We start from the raw sequence: 17384 nt of genomic DNA on the forward strand, positions 1-17384 counted from the left end.
CACATGAGTAGAGTCAGAGAAGATAAGAATTTAATTGTGGGGCTGGATATCGGCACCTCCAAGATCGTGGCGATCGCGGCAGAGATATTGCCGGAAGGCACGCTGAAAATAATCGGCGTTGGCCAGCATGCTTCCCGTGGCCTGAAAAAGGGGGTGGTGGTGAATATTGACTCCACCATGCAAGCTATCCAGCGCGCGATTGAAGAGGTCGAGCTGATGGCGGATTGCAAAATCAATACCGTGTATTCCGGCATCGCCGGCAGCCATATCAAGAGCCTCAATTCACACGGCATGGTGAAAATCAAAGAGAGTGAAGTCTCGCAGATGGATATCGATCGCGTGGTGGAAACCGCCCGCGCCATTGCCCTGCCAGCCGACCAGCAGATTCTGCATATCCTGACCCAGGAATTCATTATCGACGGCCAGGAAGATGTGCGCGAGCCGTTAGGCATGAGCGGTATCCGCCTGGAAGTGCGCGTGCATATCGTGACTGGTGCGATTGCCGCAGCACAGAATATCGTCAAATGCATCAAGCGTTGTGGCCTGGAAGTGAGCGACCTGATTCTGCAACCGCTGGCTTCCAGTGAATCCGTGCTGACCGAAGATGAAAAAGAACTTGGTGTCTGCCTGGTGGATATCGGTGGCGGTACCACCGATCTGGCGGTGTTCAAGAATGGCGCCATCCGTCACACCGCCGTGATCCCGATTGCCGGCGACCAGATTACCAATGATATCGCGGTGGCCTTGCGCACACCGACGCAGTCAGCCGAAGAAATCAAGGTCAAGCATGGCTGTGCCTTGCGCCAGCTGGCCGATCCGCGCGAAGTGGTGGATGTGCCCGCGGTGGATGGCCGTGAGCCACGCCAGTTGTCCTGCCAGGCGCTGACCGAAGTCATTGAAGACCGCGTGGAAGAAATTTATGAGTTCGTACAGCAGGAACTGCGCCGTAGCGGTATGGAATCCATGATTGCTTCCGGCATCGTGATTACCGGTGGCGCGGCACAGATGCGCGGCATGGTTGAGCTGGGTGAAGAAATTTTCCATACCCCGGTACGCCTGGGCGTACCCAGAGGTGTGGAAGGGTTGTCCGAAGTGGTGGGCAATCCACGTTATGCCACTGGCATAGGCTTGTTGCTGATGGCCAAGCAGCAGGTCGAAAAGCAAATGGTAGGCAATTTGCAGTCAGGTTCGTTTGGCAGGTTGCTGGAACGCATGAAGAGTTGGTTTACCGGTAATTTCTAGTTTCTTGTAGTTTTTTTAATGTGTGTTAGGGCGAGTGTGCGGGGCAAACCAATCACTCAATAATAGGCAAATGGAGGGTTAGTATGATTGAGATATTTGACAAAGAGAATGACGGCGCCGTAATCAAGGTGATCGGTGTCGGTGGTTGCGGCGGTAACGCTGTGGAACATATGATGACCAAGAGCGTGACCGGCGTGGAATTTATTTGCGCCAACACGGATATGCAGGCGCTGAAAAAGAGCAATGCAAAAGTCGTGTTGCAGATTGGTTCCGATATCACCAAAGGCCTGGGCGCGGGCGCCAAGCCTGAAATCGGCCGTGAAGCTGCGCTGGAAGACCGTGACAGCATTGCGGAAACCATTGATGGCGCCGACATGCTGTTCATCACGGCAGGCATGGGTGGAGGTACCGGTACCGGTGCGGCGCCTATCATTGCAGAAGTCGCACGTGAAATGGGTATCCTGACCGTGGCCGTAGTCACCAAACCATTCGGTTTTGAAGGCAAGCGCGCCAAGGTTGCACAAGAAGGCCTGGAAGAACTTTCACAATATGTAGATTCTCTTATTGTGATTCCTAACGAGAAATTGATGGATGTGTTGGGTGAAGACGTGACCGTGGTGGAAGCTTACCGTGCCGCCAACGACGTGTTGCATAACGCCGTGTCCGGCATTGCTGAAATCATCAATTGCCCAGGCCTGGTGAACGTCGACTTTGCCGACGTACGCACCGTGATGTCTGAAATGGGTATGGCCATGATGGGTTCTGCCGAAGCCAGTGGCCCTGACCGTGCGCGTATCGCTGCCGAGCAGGCTGTTGCCAGTCCATTGCTGGAAGATGTCAACCTGGCCAATGCACGTGGCGTACTGGTCAATATCAGCGCCAGCGGCAGCTTCAAGATGCGTGAATACTACGATGTGATGAACACCATCAAGGAATTCACTGCCGAAGAAGCGACGGTGATTGTCGGTAACGTGATGGATGAAAACATGGGTGATAACCTGCGTGTGACCATGGTAGCGACCGGCTTGAACGGTTCCGTCGGCAAGCGCCAGGCCAAACCTGAACTGAAAGTGATGACGACACTGCGTGACGGTACGACCAACCAGCCGATTTTCGCGGTGGAGGAAGATGAGCCAGCGGTATTCACCAGCAACAGCCGTCGCGCCCAGGTGGAAGCCATGAAGAATTCCGGTATTGAGGAATACGATATCCCGGCATTTTTGCGCAAGCAGGCTGATTAGTGGCCAGCGTTTGATTGGCTTATAATAACGTCAATCACTGATAAAAGAGAAAACCATGTTAAAGCAACGCACGCTTAAACAACCTATCAGCGCGACTGGCGTTGGGCTGCACAGCGGTGAGAAAGTCACCCTGACGCTCAAACCTGCGCCTGCTGATCACGGTGTCGTGTTCAAGCGTATCGATTTGCCCGATGCGCCTGCCATGCGGGTCACCCCGACAGCAGTGAACGATACCCGCCTGAGCTCCGCCCTAGAGTTTTCAGGTGCGCGCGTTGCCACCGTGGAGCATTTAATGTCCGCCCTCGCCGGCCTGGGGGTGGATAATGTGTTGATAGAACTGACGGCCGCCGAAGTCCCCATCATGGATGGCAGTTCGGGGCCGTTTATCTATCTGCTACAAACGGCTGGGCTGGCCGAACTGGATGCAGCGAAAAAATTTGTGCGCATCCTGAAGCCGGTCGAAGTCCAGGATGGCGACAAATGGGCAAAATTTACGCCACATCACGGCTTCAGGGCCGAATTCACTATCGATTTTGCACATCCCGTGTTCGAGTTCTCAGGTAAAACCGTGACCATTGATTACGATAGCCAAAGCTATGTCGATGAAATCAGCCGCGCGCGTACCTTTGGCTTTATGCACGAGGTGGAATACCTGCGCGCCAATGGCCTGGCCAAAGGCGGCAGCCTGGATAACGCGATTGTGCTAGACGAATATAAAGTGCTGAATGGCGGCGGTTTACGCTATGACGACGAGTTTGCCAAACATAAGGTACTCGATGCCATTGGCGATTTATATATCCTGGGTTACCCGATTGTCGGGCAATTTGCCGCCTTCAAATCCGGGCATGCCTTGAATAACCAGTTATTGCGCGCCTTGCTGGCTGATGACACTGCCTGGGAATACTGCAGTTTTGAAGATGATACGCAAGCGCCGGTTGGTTTTATCCGCCAGCGTGACTACTTTAACCCTGCGCCCTTGCTGCCGGCCGCCTGAACCCTGGAAGCAGACGAAGATCATGTGGTGGATACGCATATTATTTGTAGTACTGGTGCTCAGTACGCTGGTATTTGCCTTGCTGGGCTGGCAAACGGGTAACCCGCGCTACTGGCAATGGCTGAAGCGCGTTTGGCGGGCAGGGTTTGTCGTTGTCCTGTTATTGCTGCTGTTTTTCTTCCTCAGCCGACTGGCCAGAATTTAATTGCCGGCGCGTGCAGCATACGTCAGTACGCGTGAGTTGATGCTACATGAAGACTAGATTCGTTCATTTCCTTTTCCTGGCCACCTGCTGTTTAAGCCTGATTCAATCAGCGTTTGCAGGTGAACCTGAAACTTACCAGCAAGCCAAACAGGCCTATCAAAGCAAAAACCTGCCTGCACTCAACGAGGCGCTGGAGACACTCAGGCAGCGCCGTTCTCCGCTGGTGTCTTATTTGCAATACTGGCAAATGATCCTGACCATGGACCAACTGTCCTATGCACAGGTACAGGCTTTCTTGCAGGAGAACAACGACTCCCTGCTGGCACAACGCGTGCGTGAATTATGGCTCAAACGGCTGGGACGCGTACAGTTCTGGGACCAGTTTGTCGAGATCCGCGCGCAAATCCCCAGTTATTACAGCCTGAACGATACCGGCAACCAGTGTTTCCAGGTGCAGGCTGGCATTGCGCTGGATGATCCAGCGGCTTATGAAGATGGCAAACGCCTGCTGTTATCCGGCAAGGAATTACCGGCCGATTGCCAGGGTATGCTGGAGGCGTTGCAGGAAGTGGGTGTACTGGATGAGAGCCTGCTACTGGCTGTTTATCGCAATGCCTTGTTTGCCAATAAACCGGCGTTAGCCAAGGTGCTGGCCAAGCGCGCCAGAAAAACGGATCCTGCATTTTTCAAGCAGATGGATGATGTGGCGCAGAACCCGGCGCTGGCGCTGAAAAAAGGCAATATCCAGGATAAAACCGCTTATGGCCGGGCACTGTATCTGTATGCCATTGACCGGCAGGCGAAAGCGGATGGTGCGCTGGCGCAAACCAGCTACCAGAAATATAGCGGAATATTGAGCAACGAGGAAAAGCAGCTTGTCCAGGCCTATATGGCGCTGGAGTCTGCCAGGAAGCATGAACCTGAAGCGCTGAAAGCATTCAGCAAGCTGGACACGGCTGTTTTCAGTACCGAGCAATGGGAATGGTATGCCCGTAGCGCGCTGCGGGCACAGGACTGGGCGACATTGCTGAAAGTCATTAATGCCATGCCAAACTCCCTGGCCGACGAACATGCCTGGCGTTACTGGAAGGCACGTGCGCTCAAAGCCAAAGGGCAAACCACGGAGGCAAATCTGCTATTGGCGCCATTGTCGCAGGAACGCCATTTTTATGGCTGGCTGGCTGCTGAGGAATTAGGCCCCGTGGCCGGTGAGCCCATGGCGACTTACCAGCCGACAGATGAAGAGGTGCGGCAGTTTGCCAGGCAGCCGGTTATCAAGCGGATTGAAGCATTGTTTGATGTGGAGGCACGCTACGAAGCCAGGCTGGAATGGTTATATTTGCTCGATGCGCTGGATGATCCTACACGGATTGTGGCTGCGCAATATGCATTACTGAAAGGCTGGTATGATCTAACGGTACTGGCTGCAGATAAAACCAGCCGTACGCATAACTTTGCATTGCGTTATCCGACCCCCTATCGGGATTACCTGCAGAAAGCGTCCAAGGCACGGGAGATTGATGAGGCCTGGGTATATGGCATTATCCGGCAGGAAAGCCGATTCATGCATTATGCCAAGTCGTCGGTGGGGGCTGGTGGCTTGATGCAAGTCATGCCGGCGACAGCCAAATGGATCGCCAAAAAACTGGGATGGACCACTTATCACGATGGCATGTTGCATGATATTGATACCAACGTGAATCTGGGCACTTACTATATGCGCTACACGCTGGACACATTCAACGGCCAGGAAGCCATGGCGACGGCTGCGTATAATGCCGGACCGGGCCGCGCCAAACGCTGGGCAGCCGATATGCCGCTGGAAGGCGCGATTTATGCCGAAACCATCCCGTTCAGCGAGACACGCAATTATGTAAAGAAAGTGCTGGCGAATGCGCATATGTATGCCTCCAGGCTAGGTTTGCCGGTCATCACGCTTAAAAAGCGGCTAGGAACCGTTCCGGCACGTGGTAGCGCCAGTGTGACAGAGACGGAGAGCGTGACCACGACAATCCGTATCCTGGAACAAGAGTAAATGACGGGTGGTTTTTCGGTACAATATCGTTGAAATATGCAACGTATCAGGAATAGGCAATATGAAGACAGTCACAGTATTGGGCGGTAGCGGGTTTGTCGGTAGCAGCGTGGTGGCCAGGCTGGATCAGGCGGGATACCAGGTCAAAGTCCTGACGCGTCGCCGCGAAGCCGCCAAGCACCTGATTCTTCTGCCCAAGGTGCAAGTGGTTGAATGCGATGTCAATGACCAGGCGGCCTTGCGCACGCAACTGGCCGGTAGTGACGTGGTGATTAACCTGATTGGCGTCCTGCATCCGGCCCATGACAATGATTTCGAGAAAATGCATCACCAGTTTCCCCGTCGCGTTGCACAACTGTGTGTGGAATTGGGTGTCCCGCGGTTATTGCATATGAGTGCCTTGCAGGCTGCCGTCAGCGCACCCAGCGCCTATTTGCGCAGCAAGGCGGCAGGTGACCTGGCCGTGATGGAACACAGTAAGAAACTGCATGTGACAATCTTCCGTCCGTCCGTGGTGTTTGGTGCACGCGACCGGTTTATCAACCTGTTCGCCAAGCTGATACAGTACATTCCGGTACTGGTCCTGGCCATGCCTAAAGCCAAATTCCAGCCGATCTGGGTAGAGGATGTGGCAGCTGCCATGGTCAATGCGATTAATGAAACTGCCACCTACGGCAAGATTTATGAGCTGGGCGGACCGGCTATTATGACCTTGCAACAGATCATGGAAGCCGTGATGAACACCATAGGCGTGCAGCGGCCCATCATCGGTTTAAGTACGCGGATGTCCCTGTTGCAAGGCAGTTTCATGCAATGGCTGCCGATTAAATTGCTGTCGCGTGACAATGTGAAATCCATGCAGGTGGATAATGTCTGCCAGCAGCCGATGGCGAACGAATTATGTGTGGTGCCTACCGATATGTTCGCGGTGATTTCCGGTTACCTGGTCAAAAATAACCCGCGTGGCGCGTACGACCGGTTTCGTGCCGCTGCAGGACGTGTGATTAACGCCAGGCGTTAATTATTGGGAATGGCATGCAGATTTACCAGGTAGGAGGTGCCGTCCGTGATGGTTTGCTCGGCCTGCCGGTTAAGGACAGGGACTATGTGGTGGTCGGCGCGACACCTGAGCAAATGATTGCGGCGGGCTACCGGGCAGTAGGCAAGGATTTTCCGGTCTTCCTGCATCCGCAAACCCAGCAGGAACATGCGCTGGCGCGAACCGAGCGCAAAACCGGCAAAGGCTACAAAGGTTTTAGCGTGTATGCCGCGCCGGAAGTGACGCTGGAAGAGGACCTCGCCCGGCGTGACTTTACCATCAATGCCATCGCGCAGGCCGAAGATGGTCGCCTGATTGACCCGTTTCATGGGCAAGCTGATATCCAGAGAAAAGTATTACGGCATGTCACGGCTGCGTTCGGTGAGGATCCTGTGCGTATCCTGCGGGCAGCGCGTTTCCTGGCACGTTTCACCGATTTTACCGTGGCCCCCGAAACCCTGGTGCTGATGCGCGAGATGGTGGCCGCCGGTGAAGTAGATGCGCTGGTACCGGAGCGTGTCTGGCAGGAGATTGCCAGGGGCCTGATGGAAAAACAGCCTAGCCGCATGTTTGACATGCTGCGTGACTGCGGTGCATTACAGGTGATCTTGCCTGAGCTCGCGCGCCTGTGGGGGGTGCCGCAAACGGCTATTTACCATCCTGAAATCGATACTGGCGTGCATGTCATGATGGTGATCGATTATGCTGCCAGGCAAGGCTTCAGCCTGCCAGTCCGTTTTGCGGCTCTCACGCATGACCTGGGTAAAGGTACCACCCCCAAAGAAGTATTGCCGCGCCATATCGGGCATGAATTACGCAGTGTGGATCTGATCCGCGATGTGGTGGCACGGCTCAAAGTACCTAATGATTGCAAAGACCTGGCGCTGGTCGTCGCCAAATTCCACGGTAAATTACATGCCGCCAGGGAAATGAAAGCCAGCACCTTGCTCAATTTCCTGGAAGAACTGGATGCTTTCCGCCAACGGGCACGCTTTGAGGATTTCCTGCTGGCCTGCGAGTGTGACAGCCGCGGTCGCCTGGGCCTGGAAGATTGTCCGCTGGATGATGCGGAACATCTGCGCAAGGCCTTGCAGGCGGCCTTGTTAGTGGATGCTGGCGCAATTGCCAGAAGCTGCACTTCGCCTGCACAAATTAAACAGGCGGTCGCCGATGCCAGGATTCAGGCAATCCAGGCCGCTTTATAGGGACTTAACCCTGATTCGCCCCTTGTACGATCTGGTTGCGTCCGGCCTTTTTGGCCTGGTACAGCAAACTGTCCACAAATTCCACGAACACCTTTGATTCATGGTTGCTGACCGGAATGGTGCTGGCAACGCCGACACTGATGGTCAGTATCTGGCCAATTTTTGAGGCAGCATGCGGGATTTGCTCCTTGAACACCAGGTTGCGGCAACGTTCGGCGATTTTAATGGCGGATGCTTCGCTGGTTTCGGGCAGGATAAGGGCAAACTCTTCGCCGCCGAAACGGGCAAAGAAATCCTTGACCCGCAGGCCGGCGCCATTGAGTGTATGTGCCACGCGTTTCAATACTTCATCGCCCTGCAAGTGGCCATAAAAGTCGTTGTACTGCTTGAAGAAATCAATATCGATCATAATCACCGACAGCGGCTGCTGGTTGCGTTTGGCATCCAGCCACGTCTGTTCCAGTACCCGGTCAAACATGCGGCGGTTGGCGACATTGGTCAGACCGTCCTTGTAAGAATATTCTTCCAGTTGCTTTTGCAGCTGTAATAATTGTTCTTCGGTTTTTTTACGCTCGCTGATATCAAACATAAAGCCGATCAGGGCTTCCGGTTCGCCAGATGGCGTGCGGATCACATGCACCACATCCCTGATCCAGACATAGCCTCCGTCCTGGGTCAATGCGCGATAATCCGCTTCATGGTCTGCGCCATGCAATGATCTTTCCACACAGAAATTGACGATACTCTCACGTTCATCCTGGTGTATGCGGGCAGCCCAATCCTCTACCGACTGCCAGCTATCCTGGGACCAGCCCAGCAATCGTTCGATTTGCGGGCCGATATAGGTAAACTGTTTGCTGGCCCAGTCAATTTTCCATGGGATTGCCTTGGTGGATTCCAGTAAGGTTTTATAAATGGTGCTGTCGTTATCGGCGGGTGGATTATGCATATGGCGCAACTCTTGATCACTGCGTGTGAATGCAGGTTACCGAAGCTACCTGCTATGTGCAATAGCCTGCAAGCCGCATTTTGCGTAAGAAAGTATTAATATTGATTGGCTGCACGGGAAGATGACGTTCTCAGCGACGTCCGCACCACTGTTTTTCGCAGGGGATGCCATCGTGGTCGCCATCCATTTCCGTATTGGGGCAATGTGACAGGAAATATTGCGCTTCCGCGCATGAAGTCATCTGGGAGCAGTATCGTCGGCCATCACAACGGCTATCGGATGGACTGGGGCCTGAAGCGGGCAGCGGGACAGACTCCAGCTGTTCCACGGTATGAATAACTGTGGCAGTGACTGCATGACTGGAGTGCTGAAAACGGTTTAGCCATCCTGACGAGATCACTTGATCCAGCAACCAGTAAGCACCGCAGGCCAGAAGTACCAGCCCAAACATTTTAAGAATATTCATGGGCCGGTTCGGACAGTGTGTTAATTAATATTCAGGTAATGCTCAATCAGCAGTTTGGCCAGAAAGCCCACCATGCCTAATGTAAGCGCCAGGAACAAGGCAAAAGTGCCGGTTTTTCCCGCCTTGGATTTCCAAGCCAGGTTGCCGACGATAAAGAAGAGAAAAAGGATCAGCGCCGCCAGGCCATAGGTCATGCCGAATTCGGTCAGCTGCGCTTCATTCATGCCAAAAATAGTGGTTTCCATAATTACAAACTTCCTGTGGCCGGAAATGAGGTAAAAAGATTATTGCAGGCTGCCGGTCATCAGCTGGGCGATATGTTGTTCCAGATTGTCACTGGGTTTGCGTTTGAAGCCGCTTTTGGCGAATGCGTGCCAGCGCCCGACCACAAAGCTGATCATGGTATTGGCCGCAATGCCGGCATCGGTCATTTTGTTACCCTGGGCTTCGGCAATACGCAGGGATTGCTTGACGCTGGCTTCCAGGCGGTCAATCAGCTGGTTAATACGTGCTTGCAGAACCTCATCCTCGTTCACCAGGGCATCCCCGATCAGTACGCGTGACATGCCGGGATTACGCTCGGCAAATTTCAGCATGGTTTGCAGCATCAGTTGCACTTGCTTGAGACCATCGGTTTCGTCGCTGGTGATTTTATTGATGACGCCAAACAGCGCGCTTTCAATAAACTCGATCAGACCTTCGAACATTTTGGCCTTGTTGGCAAAGTGGCGGTATAACGCCGCTTCGGAAACCTCCAGCCTGGCTGCCAGTGCTGCGGTAGTGATTTTTTCACCTTTGGGTGTTTGCAACATGCCCGCCAGCGTTTCCAAGATTTGTTGTTTGCGGTTTGCGCGTGCTTCTTTGTTGATGGTGGCCATGGTGCGTCCCTGATCCAGATAATGCGGTGTTGTTATTTTGGCCCTATTTTAACCGCATTCTCCACCAGCGGGAATGCATGACGCGCCTTTTTTCAATGCACTGTGAGTGAGTGCCAACACATGCGGTAACCGATATTGCACAAAGTTCGGTTTATGCAGGCGACGGCTGATCCACACTGTACGCATGCCTAGCCGCCTGGCGGTCATCAGTGCAGGCAGGCTGTCTTCAAACAGGGTGCAATCGGTCGCACGGCAATGTAACTGGCGCAACAATTTGCGGAATCCGCGTACCGATGGCTTGGCATGAAAGCCGGAAGATTCCACGCTGAAGACCAGTGTGAAGCAATCAAGAATGCCCAGCACTTCCAGTACGCGCAATGCATAGCTGCGCGGAGCATTGGTGAATACGCATTTGCGTCCCGGCAGTTTTTGCAGCAACTGGCGTAGCTGCTTGGTGGCTTGTACCATGTCATCGGTCAGGAAGGCATGCGTTTCGGCCAGGAAATGGTGCGGATTGACACCATGATGGCGCATCAGGCCTTTGAGTGTGGCGCCATACAGTTGCCAGTAATACTGGCGTAACTGATGTGCGGCCAGTTCTTCCAGCGCCAGAAAATCCATGATGTAGCGCGTCATGGATTGGTTCATGGTGGGGAATATCTGTGCCGAGGCGTTGTGCAGGGTGTCGTCGAGATCGAAAATCCACACCCTGCGAGACATGCTGTTAGTTGAGCGTAATGACTGGCTTGATGTTTATTTGGCTTTGATTAAAGTCCCTACGCCTTCATCGGTCAGGACTTCCAGCAACAAGGCATGCTCAACGCGGCCATCGATAATATGGACGGATTTGACACCACTGCGGGCGGCATCCAGCGCAGAAGCGATTTTTGGCAACATGCCGCCGCTCAGGGTGCCGTCAGCCACCAGGTCGTCGATTTGTTTCGGCGTCAGGCCGGTCAGCAGCTGGCCCTCTTTATCCAGCACGCCTGGCGTATTGGTCAGCAGGATCAGTTTTTCTGCATTCAGGATCTCTGCCAGCTTGCCAGCCACCACATCGGCATTGATGTTGTAGGTTTCCCCATCTTTGCCGACGCCAATCGGGGCTACCACCGGAATAAAGTCGCCGCTATCAAGGAAAGTAATGATGCTCGGGTCTATGCCGGAAATTTCACCCACCTGGCCGACATCAATCATCTTGGTCGGATCCTTGAGGTCTTCCATCAGCAGCTTGTGCGCATGAATAAAATTACCATCTTGCCCAGTCAGGCCAACCGCTTTGCCGCCGTGACGGTTGATCAGGTTGACGATCTCCTTGTTGACCTGGCCACCTAGCACCATTTCCACCACGTCCATGGTTTCTTCATCGGTCACGCGCATGCCCTGGATAAATTCGCCTTTTTTGCCCAGTTTATCCAGCATCTCGTTAATTTGCGGGCCGCCACCATGGACCACCACAGGGTTCATGCCGACCAGTTTCAGCAAAACAACATCCTGTGCGAAGCACTCCTTCAGGCGCTCATCAGTCATGGCATTGCCGCCATATTTGATGACGATGGTTTTATCAAAAAAGCGTTTGATGTACGGCAGGGCTTCGGACAGGGTTTGCGCTTTATGGGCGGCTTTCGAGATGTTCATCATAGGAGTTTGGCTGTTGATAATGTGACTATTCTATCCGTTGGGACTTAAACAGTGAATGACTGCTGTTTAATTTTACTTAAGATGACCAGTAAGAAGTGCTTTTGCGGATTTTGTTCAAATTTTTGATGGCGGGTGGGGGAAGCAGGCGTTGCCAGGGAGGCGTGGCTATTATGTCAAAGCTACTTGGATACACTGAATGCCTGTGCAATACAGGGGATGCTGGTGGCTGAGGATGTGCCAGCCACCAGCAGCATCAGGCGAGTGGTTTTGCGAATACCTTGGACTTGCGCTGGAAGTTATACAGTTGCTGCTTTTCCTGTGGTAACTGGTCCACATTCTGTTCGGTGAAGCCGCGCTCCAGGAACCAGTGTTCGGTGCGCGTCGTCAGGCAGAACAGCCGTTTGTAGCCCATGGCTTTTGCCTGCTCCTGGCAATAATTGAACAGCTTGTCACCGCGTCCGCCACCGCGATAGGCCGGGTCTATCGCCAGGCAGGCAAATTCCACCATTTTGTCGCCGGCAAACGGGTAAAGCGCGGCACAGCCAATGACGCGGTTATCGTGTTCCATGACATAGAAATAGTTGATTTCCATTTCGATGCGTTCGCGCCCGCGCCGTACCAGGATGCCTTCATTTTCCAGCGGCTCTATCAGCATCAGGATGCCGCCGACATCATCGATATTGGCCTGGCGCATGGTTTCCAGCGGCAACTCGGTAATCATGGTGCCTATGCCTTGCAGCGTGAACAGCTCCTGGATAATGGCGCCATCAATATGCCTGGAAATTAAATGGGTCCGCGCTACGCCATGTTCGCAGGCGCGTACGGCGGCGGGCAGGTAATAATTCACATCTTCGGAGAAGTGGATGGGCTCATCGCTTTCCTGCACGTTACGCAGCAGGTTTTTGGCTTTGGCCGAGGTCATCTCGCGCAATAGCTCACCACGCAGGTTATGCACGCCTTCCGAACCCATGAGGAAAATCAGTTTTTCTGCATCCAGCGCAATGGCGGCACTGACCGCGACATCTTCCAATGTCAGGTTGAAGATTTCGCCGGTCGGCGAATAGCCCATGGGCGACAGCAGCACTAACTCGCCATCATCCAGCCGCTTCTGGATGCCAATGGCATCAATCTTGCGCACTTCACCGGTGTGTTGCAGATCAACCCCATCGCGTACGCCCAGGGGTTTTGCCGTGACAAAGTTGCCGCTGGCCACCCGGATATCGCTGCCTGCCATGGGCGAATTGGCAATGCCCATGGAGAGCAGTGACTCAATTTCGACCCGGACGGTGCCATTGGCTTCTTTCACGGCTTCCATCGCCGTGTCATCAGTGATGCGCAAGCCATTGTGCATTTTTGGCACCAGGTGATCGCGTTTTAACCGCTGCTCGATTTGCGGACGGGCACCATGTACCAGTACCAGGCGGACTTCCAGGCTGGCCAGCAGGTTCAGGTCATGCGATAACGCGACGAATTGCTGTTCACTGACCACTTCCCCGCCAAACGCAATCACGAAAGTACTGCCACCGAACGCATGGATATAGGGCGCGGCAGAGCGGAACCAGTGCACGAATTCTTTGCTGTTGGCTTTGGAAATAATGGCCGGTGGCGTGTTGGTCAGGTTGCTGGGGGGGAGATCGGCATCATACAAACGTCCTGGCGTTGTACTTAGTGCTTGGGCGGTGGCACGTAGCAGTGTTTCGGAAATGCCTATTTCTCCCCGCTCAATCCTGGAGAGGTTACTGGTATCCGTGCCTATGCGAGCGGCCAGTTGTTGCAGGGTTAAATTTTGCGATTTACGCAAATTTCTTATATTTGAGCCGATCATTTAATTATTTATCAGTTTATTTCGCAAAATAATAAATCATTTTATATTTAATGTGCAAATTAAAAAAATGACGACCGAAGTCGTCATAACAAAATATCTGTGGTCAGCGCCCCGTCAGTGGGCAGAAGTTGGGCGTATTGAACGATAAAGACGGTTGCTCTGCCGTTTGCTCAGTACGACTTGCCATAACTGGCCTTGCCGCGAGCGGAAGTAGCCGGCACAACACATCAGGTAATAGCGCCACATACGGTAAAAACTTTCATCGTATTTGAACTGCAGTTCTGGCCAGGCGCGGTTGAATTTATCCCACCAGGCCATGAGTGTTCGGTCATAATCCGGACCGAAATTATGCCAGTCTTCAATCAGGAATTTTTTCTCAATGGCGTGGGTAATCTCATTTGCGGAAGGCAGTTTGCCATTGGGGAAAATATAGCGGTCTATCCAGGCATCGGTATACAGCGCGGTTTTGTGGTTGCCTATGGTGTGCAGTAAAAACAGGCCGTTATCCTTGAGCAGGCGGTGGGCGGTTTCAAAATACACCGGGTAATTTTTCGGGCCAACATGCTCGAACATGCCGACCGAGACAATCTTGTCGAACTTACCCTGCAGTTCGCGATAATCCATCAGCTGGATATCGACAGAAAGACCGGCACAGCGCTCCCTGGCCAGGGCCTGTTGCTCCACGGAGACGGTAATGCCGACAACCTCAACCTGGTAGTGTTGTGCCATGTATTTCGCCAGCCCGCCCCAGCCACAGCCGATTTCCAGCACACGTTCACCGGGCCGCAGATCCAGTTTGCGGCAGATCATCTCCAGTTTGGCTTGCTGCGCTTCTTCCAGGGTACGGGCATGTTCCCAGTAAGCACACGAATAACTCATGCTGGAATCCAGCATGGCTTCGAACACGTCATTGCCGATGTCGTAATGCTGTTGTGCGACCTGGTAGGCGCGTTTTTTTGTTTGCAGATTGAACAGGGCATGGCGCAGGACATCGCCAAGTAATTGCAGTTTGCCCCAGCCACCGAGTTGTTCGTCGATATCGGCCCGCATGACGCGGTGGAAAAATTCGTCCAGCCTGTTGCAGTCCCAGCGGCCTTCTATGTAAGCCTGCCCGAATCCGAGCGTGCCACGGGTCAAGACGTCGCGGTAGACGCTTTCGTCGTACACCTGTACATCCCATGGTGCATCGCCGTTAATGGTAATGCCGGTGGTGGCGAGCAGCCTGACCAGGGTTTCCGGCGGTGCCGGCGGGTGCTCCGCGTAATGATTGATGGTAGTTTTTGGCATCGCGGGTAAGACTCCTCCAAAACGCATACAGATCACAAAGGATTAGCCATGTTAAAGGCAATGGCCAATGACTGAACTCTTATCATATAACAGATATCAGCGTTGACCAAAGGTTCCGGACGCTGGTGGCGCGCGGCGGCCTTTTTAGCGGGAGAGTATCTGGAGCCAGGCTGGCAGGGTGGCGATACTCAACAGGGTGGTAGAGAAAACCGCCGCTGCGTAGAGTGCGCCATCCAGCTGGTAGCGTTCGCAGATGATAACGCCAAATACCATGGTTGGCATGGCGCTTAACAACGTCACTGCCGTCAGCGTGTGGCCACCTAGCCCCAATCCTTGTGCCACCATCATGGCGACAAGAGGCGCCAGCAGTAAGCCTATGATGCATACCGGTAGCAGGGTAGGTAGTAACGCCAGCTTAAAGGTATCCCAGCGTATGCTCATGCCTAATGCAATCAGCATCAACGGTACCACGCCACCTGCCAGGGTATGCAGTGCATGGCCTATCATTTCGGGCTGCGGTACCTGTGCCAGGTTGAGGATGCAGGCAATCACGAGTGCCCACAGTGGTGGCACGCGTACCAGCTCACGCCATGGATTTAAACGCTTTTCGTTTTGACCATAAGCCTGGGCCATCAGCATGCCCAGCGATAATAAAACGGGTGTACAGGCGAACAAGTCGAACTTCAGTACCATTTCCTGCGCCCAGTCGCCGAGCACTTCGCTGGTGACCGGCAGGCCCAGATAGGTAGCATTGGGAAAGGTGGCCGCCAGCATCAGTGCGCCCTGTTGCGCGCGTGAGAGGAGCAGGAAGCGCTTGAGAACCTGCAGGACTAGCCACATCAGCAACGCTGCCGTGGCCAGCCTGGAAAGGGCAGTCAGCTGGATACTGAAGGTATCCGCATCCAGGGGTGCCTGCCAGAGAATATTGACGACCATGGCCGGTAGCAGCAGATAAAACACCAGGTCGGTGAGTGCCTTGCGGTGTGAAAGTGCCGGCATATGGCCGGGCGCCAGGCGCTGCCAGAGAATGCCGGCGGCGATCAGCAGCGCCATTTGTAACATCACTTCAATCATGGACTGGTTTATAGCCCCAGGTCGGTCAGGCCAGGATGGTCATCCGGGCGCCTGCCCAGTGGCCAGAAAAACTTGCGGTCAGCTTCACTGATCGGTAAATCGTTGATGCTGGCATGACGCCGCATCATGAGGCCGGCATCATTGAACATCCAGTTTTCATTGCCGTAGCTGCGGTACCATTGTCCGGCATCGTCGTGCCATTCGTAGGCAAAACGCACGGCGATTTTGTTATCCAGAAATGCCCAGATTTCCTTGATCAGGCGATAATCCAGTTCCCGTACCCATTTGCGTGCCAGGAAAGCATGTACCTCCTGGCGTCCGCTTGGGAATTCGGCGCGGTTACGCCAGATGGTATCTTCGGTATATACCTGGATCACGCGATCCGGATCGCGGCTGTTCCAGGCATCTTCTGCCATGCGTACTTTCTGTATGGCGGTTGCGAGTGTGAAAGGTGGCAACGGTGGTTTGGCTTCCATTTGAAGACTCCTTGGCTAATGAATGAGATAGCTTAAAAATCGCCCCACAATGATTGCATGCTGGCGATGGCGGTGAGCGCGGCAGTTTCAGTACGCAAGATTCTCGGGCCGAGCACGATGGATTGGAAATGGTGTTGTGTTGCGAGTTCAATCTCGCCCGGGCTTAACCCGCCTTCAGGGCCAATCAGCAAATGAATTGGGTGCTCAGGTTTGTCCAGCGTTGCCAGCCGTTTGGCACCCACCGGGTTGAGTAACAGGTTCAGGCACCCGGATACCGTGTGCTGGTTCAGCCATTGCACCAGGGTAAGTGGGGGATGCACTTGCGGTACGATGGTACGTCCGCTTTGCTCACAGGCAGCAATCGCGACACCTTGCCAGTGCTCTACACGTTTTTCGGCACGATCCCCGCTGAGTTTGGTCACGCAGCGCTCAGTGCTGAGCGGGTAAATTTCTGTCACTCCCAGTTCGACCGCTTTCTGGATGGTGTAATCCATGCGGTCACCGCTGGAAATACCTTGCAACAGGCGGATAACCAGGGGCGATTCATTATTCACGGCGGTGCGGCTTAATACTTTTGCATAGGTGACTTTTTTCTCGCTATGCGTCAGCGCGCATTCGTAGTCAAAGCCATCGCCGCAAAACAAGGTCAGCGTATCTCCTGTTTTGAGGCGCATGACCCGGATGGCATGTGCAGAGGCATTTTCGCTCAAGGCGGCCGTGTCACCGATATTGAGCTGTGCCGGGCTGTAAAATCGTAAATTACTCATGCTGGCATTGTAACCAAAATGGCCGGCGGCTGACATTCACGCCTGTGACTTAATGGCGTACCA

18 protein-coding genes are annotated in these 17384 nt (G+C 53.8%); 7 read left to right on the forward strand and 11 right to left on the reverse strand.

The window, feature by feature from the left end:
- The first annotated feature begins 3 nt into the window (after window positions 1-3).
- The 7 genes from ftsA (at window position 4) to BLP53_RS08245 (ending at window position 7961) form a co-directional block, all read left to right on the forward strand.
- Window positions 4-1242, forward strand: coding sequence for a cell division protein FtsA (gene ftsA, locus BLP53_RS08215; protein ID WP_091471676.1), 1239 nt, complete (start codon window positions 4-6; stop codon window positions 1240-1242).
- 83 nt (window positions 1243-1325) lie between these two features.
- Window positions 1326-2483, forward strand: a complete 1158-nt coding sequence (gene ftsZ, locus BLP53_RS08220; RefSeq protein ID WP_091471677.1) for a cell division protein FtsZ — start codon at window positions 1326-1328, stop codon at window positions 2481-2483.
- A 55-nt stretch (window positions 2484-2538) separates the two neighbouring features.
- Window positions 2539-3477: a UDP-3-O-acyl-N-acetylglucosamine deacetylase gene (gene lpxC, locus BLP53_RS08225; protein ID WP_091471678.1), complete on the forward strand. Its 939-nt coding sequence runs from the start codon at window positions 2539-2541 to the stop codon at window positions 3475-3477.
- A gap of 22 nt (window positions 3478-3499) precedes the next feature.
- The gene (locus BLP53_RS08230; protein WP_091471679.1) at window positions 3500-3682 is read left to right on the forward strand and encodes a hypothetical protein; all 183 of its coding nucleotides are present in this window, start codon (window positions 3500-3502) and stop codon (window positions 3680-3682) included.
- Between the two features lie 46 nt (window positions 3683-3728).
- Entirely contained in the window at window positions 3729-5717 is a 1989-nt protein-coding gene (locus BLP53_RS08235; RefSeq protein WP_091471680.1) for a lytic transglycosylase domain-containing protein, read from the forward strand.
- A gap of 61 nt (window positions 5718-5778) precedes the next feature.
- Window positions 5779-6738, forward strand: a complete 960-nt coding sequence (locus tag BLP53_RS08240) for a complex I NDUFA9 subunit family protein (RefSeq protein ID WP_091471681.1) — start codon at window positions 5779-5781, stop codon at window positions 6736-6738.
- A gap of 14 nt (window positions 6739-6752) precedes the next feature.
- Entirely contained in the window at window positions 6753-7961 is a 1209-nt protein-coding gene (locus BLP53_RS08245) for a multifunctional CCA addition/repair protein (protein WP_091471682.1), read from the forward strand.
- Window positions 7962-7965: 4 nt separating this feature from the next.
- On the opposite strand, the gene BLP53_RS08250 is transcribed toward BLP53_RS08245, so the two are convergent.
- From BLP53_RS08250 to BLP53_RS08300, 11 genes are all read right to left on the reverse strand, one after another.
- Window positions 7966-8910, reverse strand: a complete 945-nt coding sequence (locus BLP53_RS08250) for a sensor domain-containing diguanylate cyclase (protein ID WP_091471683.1) — start codon at window positions 8908-8910, stop codon at window positions 7966-7968.
- 130 nt (window positions 8911-9040) lie between these two features.
- The gene (locus tag BLP53_RS08255; RefSeq protein ID WP_091471684.1) at window positions 9041-9376 is read right to left on the reverse strand and encodes an excalibur calcium-binding domain-containing protein; all 336 of its coding nucleotides are present in this window, start codon (window positions 9374-9376) and stop codon (window positions 9041-9043) included.
- 20 nt (window positions 9377-9396) lie between these two features.
- Entirely contained in the window at window positions 9397-9621 is a 225-nt protein-coding gene (locus BLP53_RS08260) for a DUF2788 domain-containing protein (protein WP_091471685.1), read from the reverse strand.
- A 39-nt stretch (window positions 9622-9660) separates the two neighbouring features.
- Window positions 9661-10254, reverse strand: coding sequence for a nucleoid occlusion factor SlmA (gene slmA, locus BLP53_RS08265; protein ID WP_091471686.1), 594 nt, complete (start codon window positions 10252-10254; stop codon window positions 9661-9663).
- A 48-nt stretch (window positions 10255-10302) separates the two neighbouring features.
- Complete coding sequence (locus BLP53_RS08270) at window positions 10303-10974, reverse strand: pyrimidine 5'-nucleotidase (protein ID WP_091471687.1); 672 nt, start codon at window positions 10972-10974, stop codon at window positions 10303-10305.
- Window positions 10975-11007: 33 nt separating this feature from the next.
- Window positions 11008-11892 carry an acetylglutamate kinase gene (gene argB, locus BLP53_RS08275; RefSeq protein WP_091471688.1) on the reverse strand — a complete coding sequence of 295 codons (885 nt, stop codon included), beginning with the start codon at window positions 11890-11892 and terminating at the stop codon, window positions 11008-11010.
- Between the two features lie 253 nt (window positions 11893-12145).
- Entirely contained in the window at window positions 12146-13717 is a 1572-nt protein-coding gene (gene argA / locus BLP53_RS08280) for an amino-acid N-acetyltransferase (RefSeq protein ID WP_091471689.1), read from the reverse strand.
- 114 nt (window positions 13718-13831) lie between these two features.
- Window positions 13832-15004: a cyclopropane fatty acyl phospholipid synthase gene (cfa, locus tag BLP53_RS08285; RefSeq protein WP_091471690.1), complete on the reverse strand. Its 1173-nt coding sequence runs from the start codon at window positions 15002-15004 to the stop codon at window positions 13832-13834.
- Window positions 15005-15148: 144 nt separating this feature from the next.
- Complete coding sequence (locus BLP53_RS08290) at window positions 15149-16066, reverse strand: AEC family transporter (RefSeq protein WP_245652724.1); 918 nt, start codon at window positions 16064-16066, stop codon at window positions 15149-15151.
- A gap of 20 nt (window positions 16067-16086) precedes the next feature.
- Window positions 16087-16554 (reverse strand): nuclear transport factor 2 family protein, encoded by a 468-nt coding sequence (locus BLP53_RS08295; protein WP_091471692.1) that lies wholly within the window; start codon window positions 16552-16554, stop codon window positions 16087-16089.
- Between the two features lie 32 nt (window positions 16555-16586).
- Entirely contained in the window at window positions 16587-17321 is a 735-nt protein-coding gene (locus BLP53_RS08300; protein WP_091471917.1) for a 16S rRNA (uracil(1498)-N(3))-methyltransferase, read from the reverse strand.
- Window positions 17322-17384: the final 63 nt, after the last annotated feature.

Origin of the sequence: Methylophilus rhizosphaerae, assembly GCF_900100975.1 — a bacterium.
In the GTDB taxonomy this organism is placed as follows: domain Bacteria; phylum Pseudomonadota; class Gammaproteobacteria; order Burkholderiales; family Methylophilaceae; genus Methylophilus; species Methylophilus rhizosphaerae.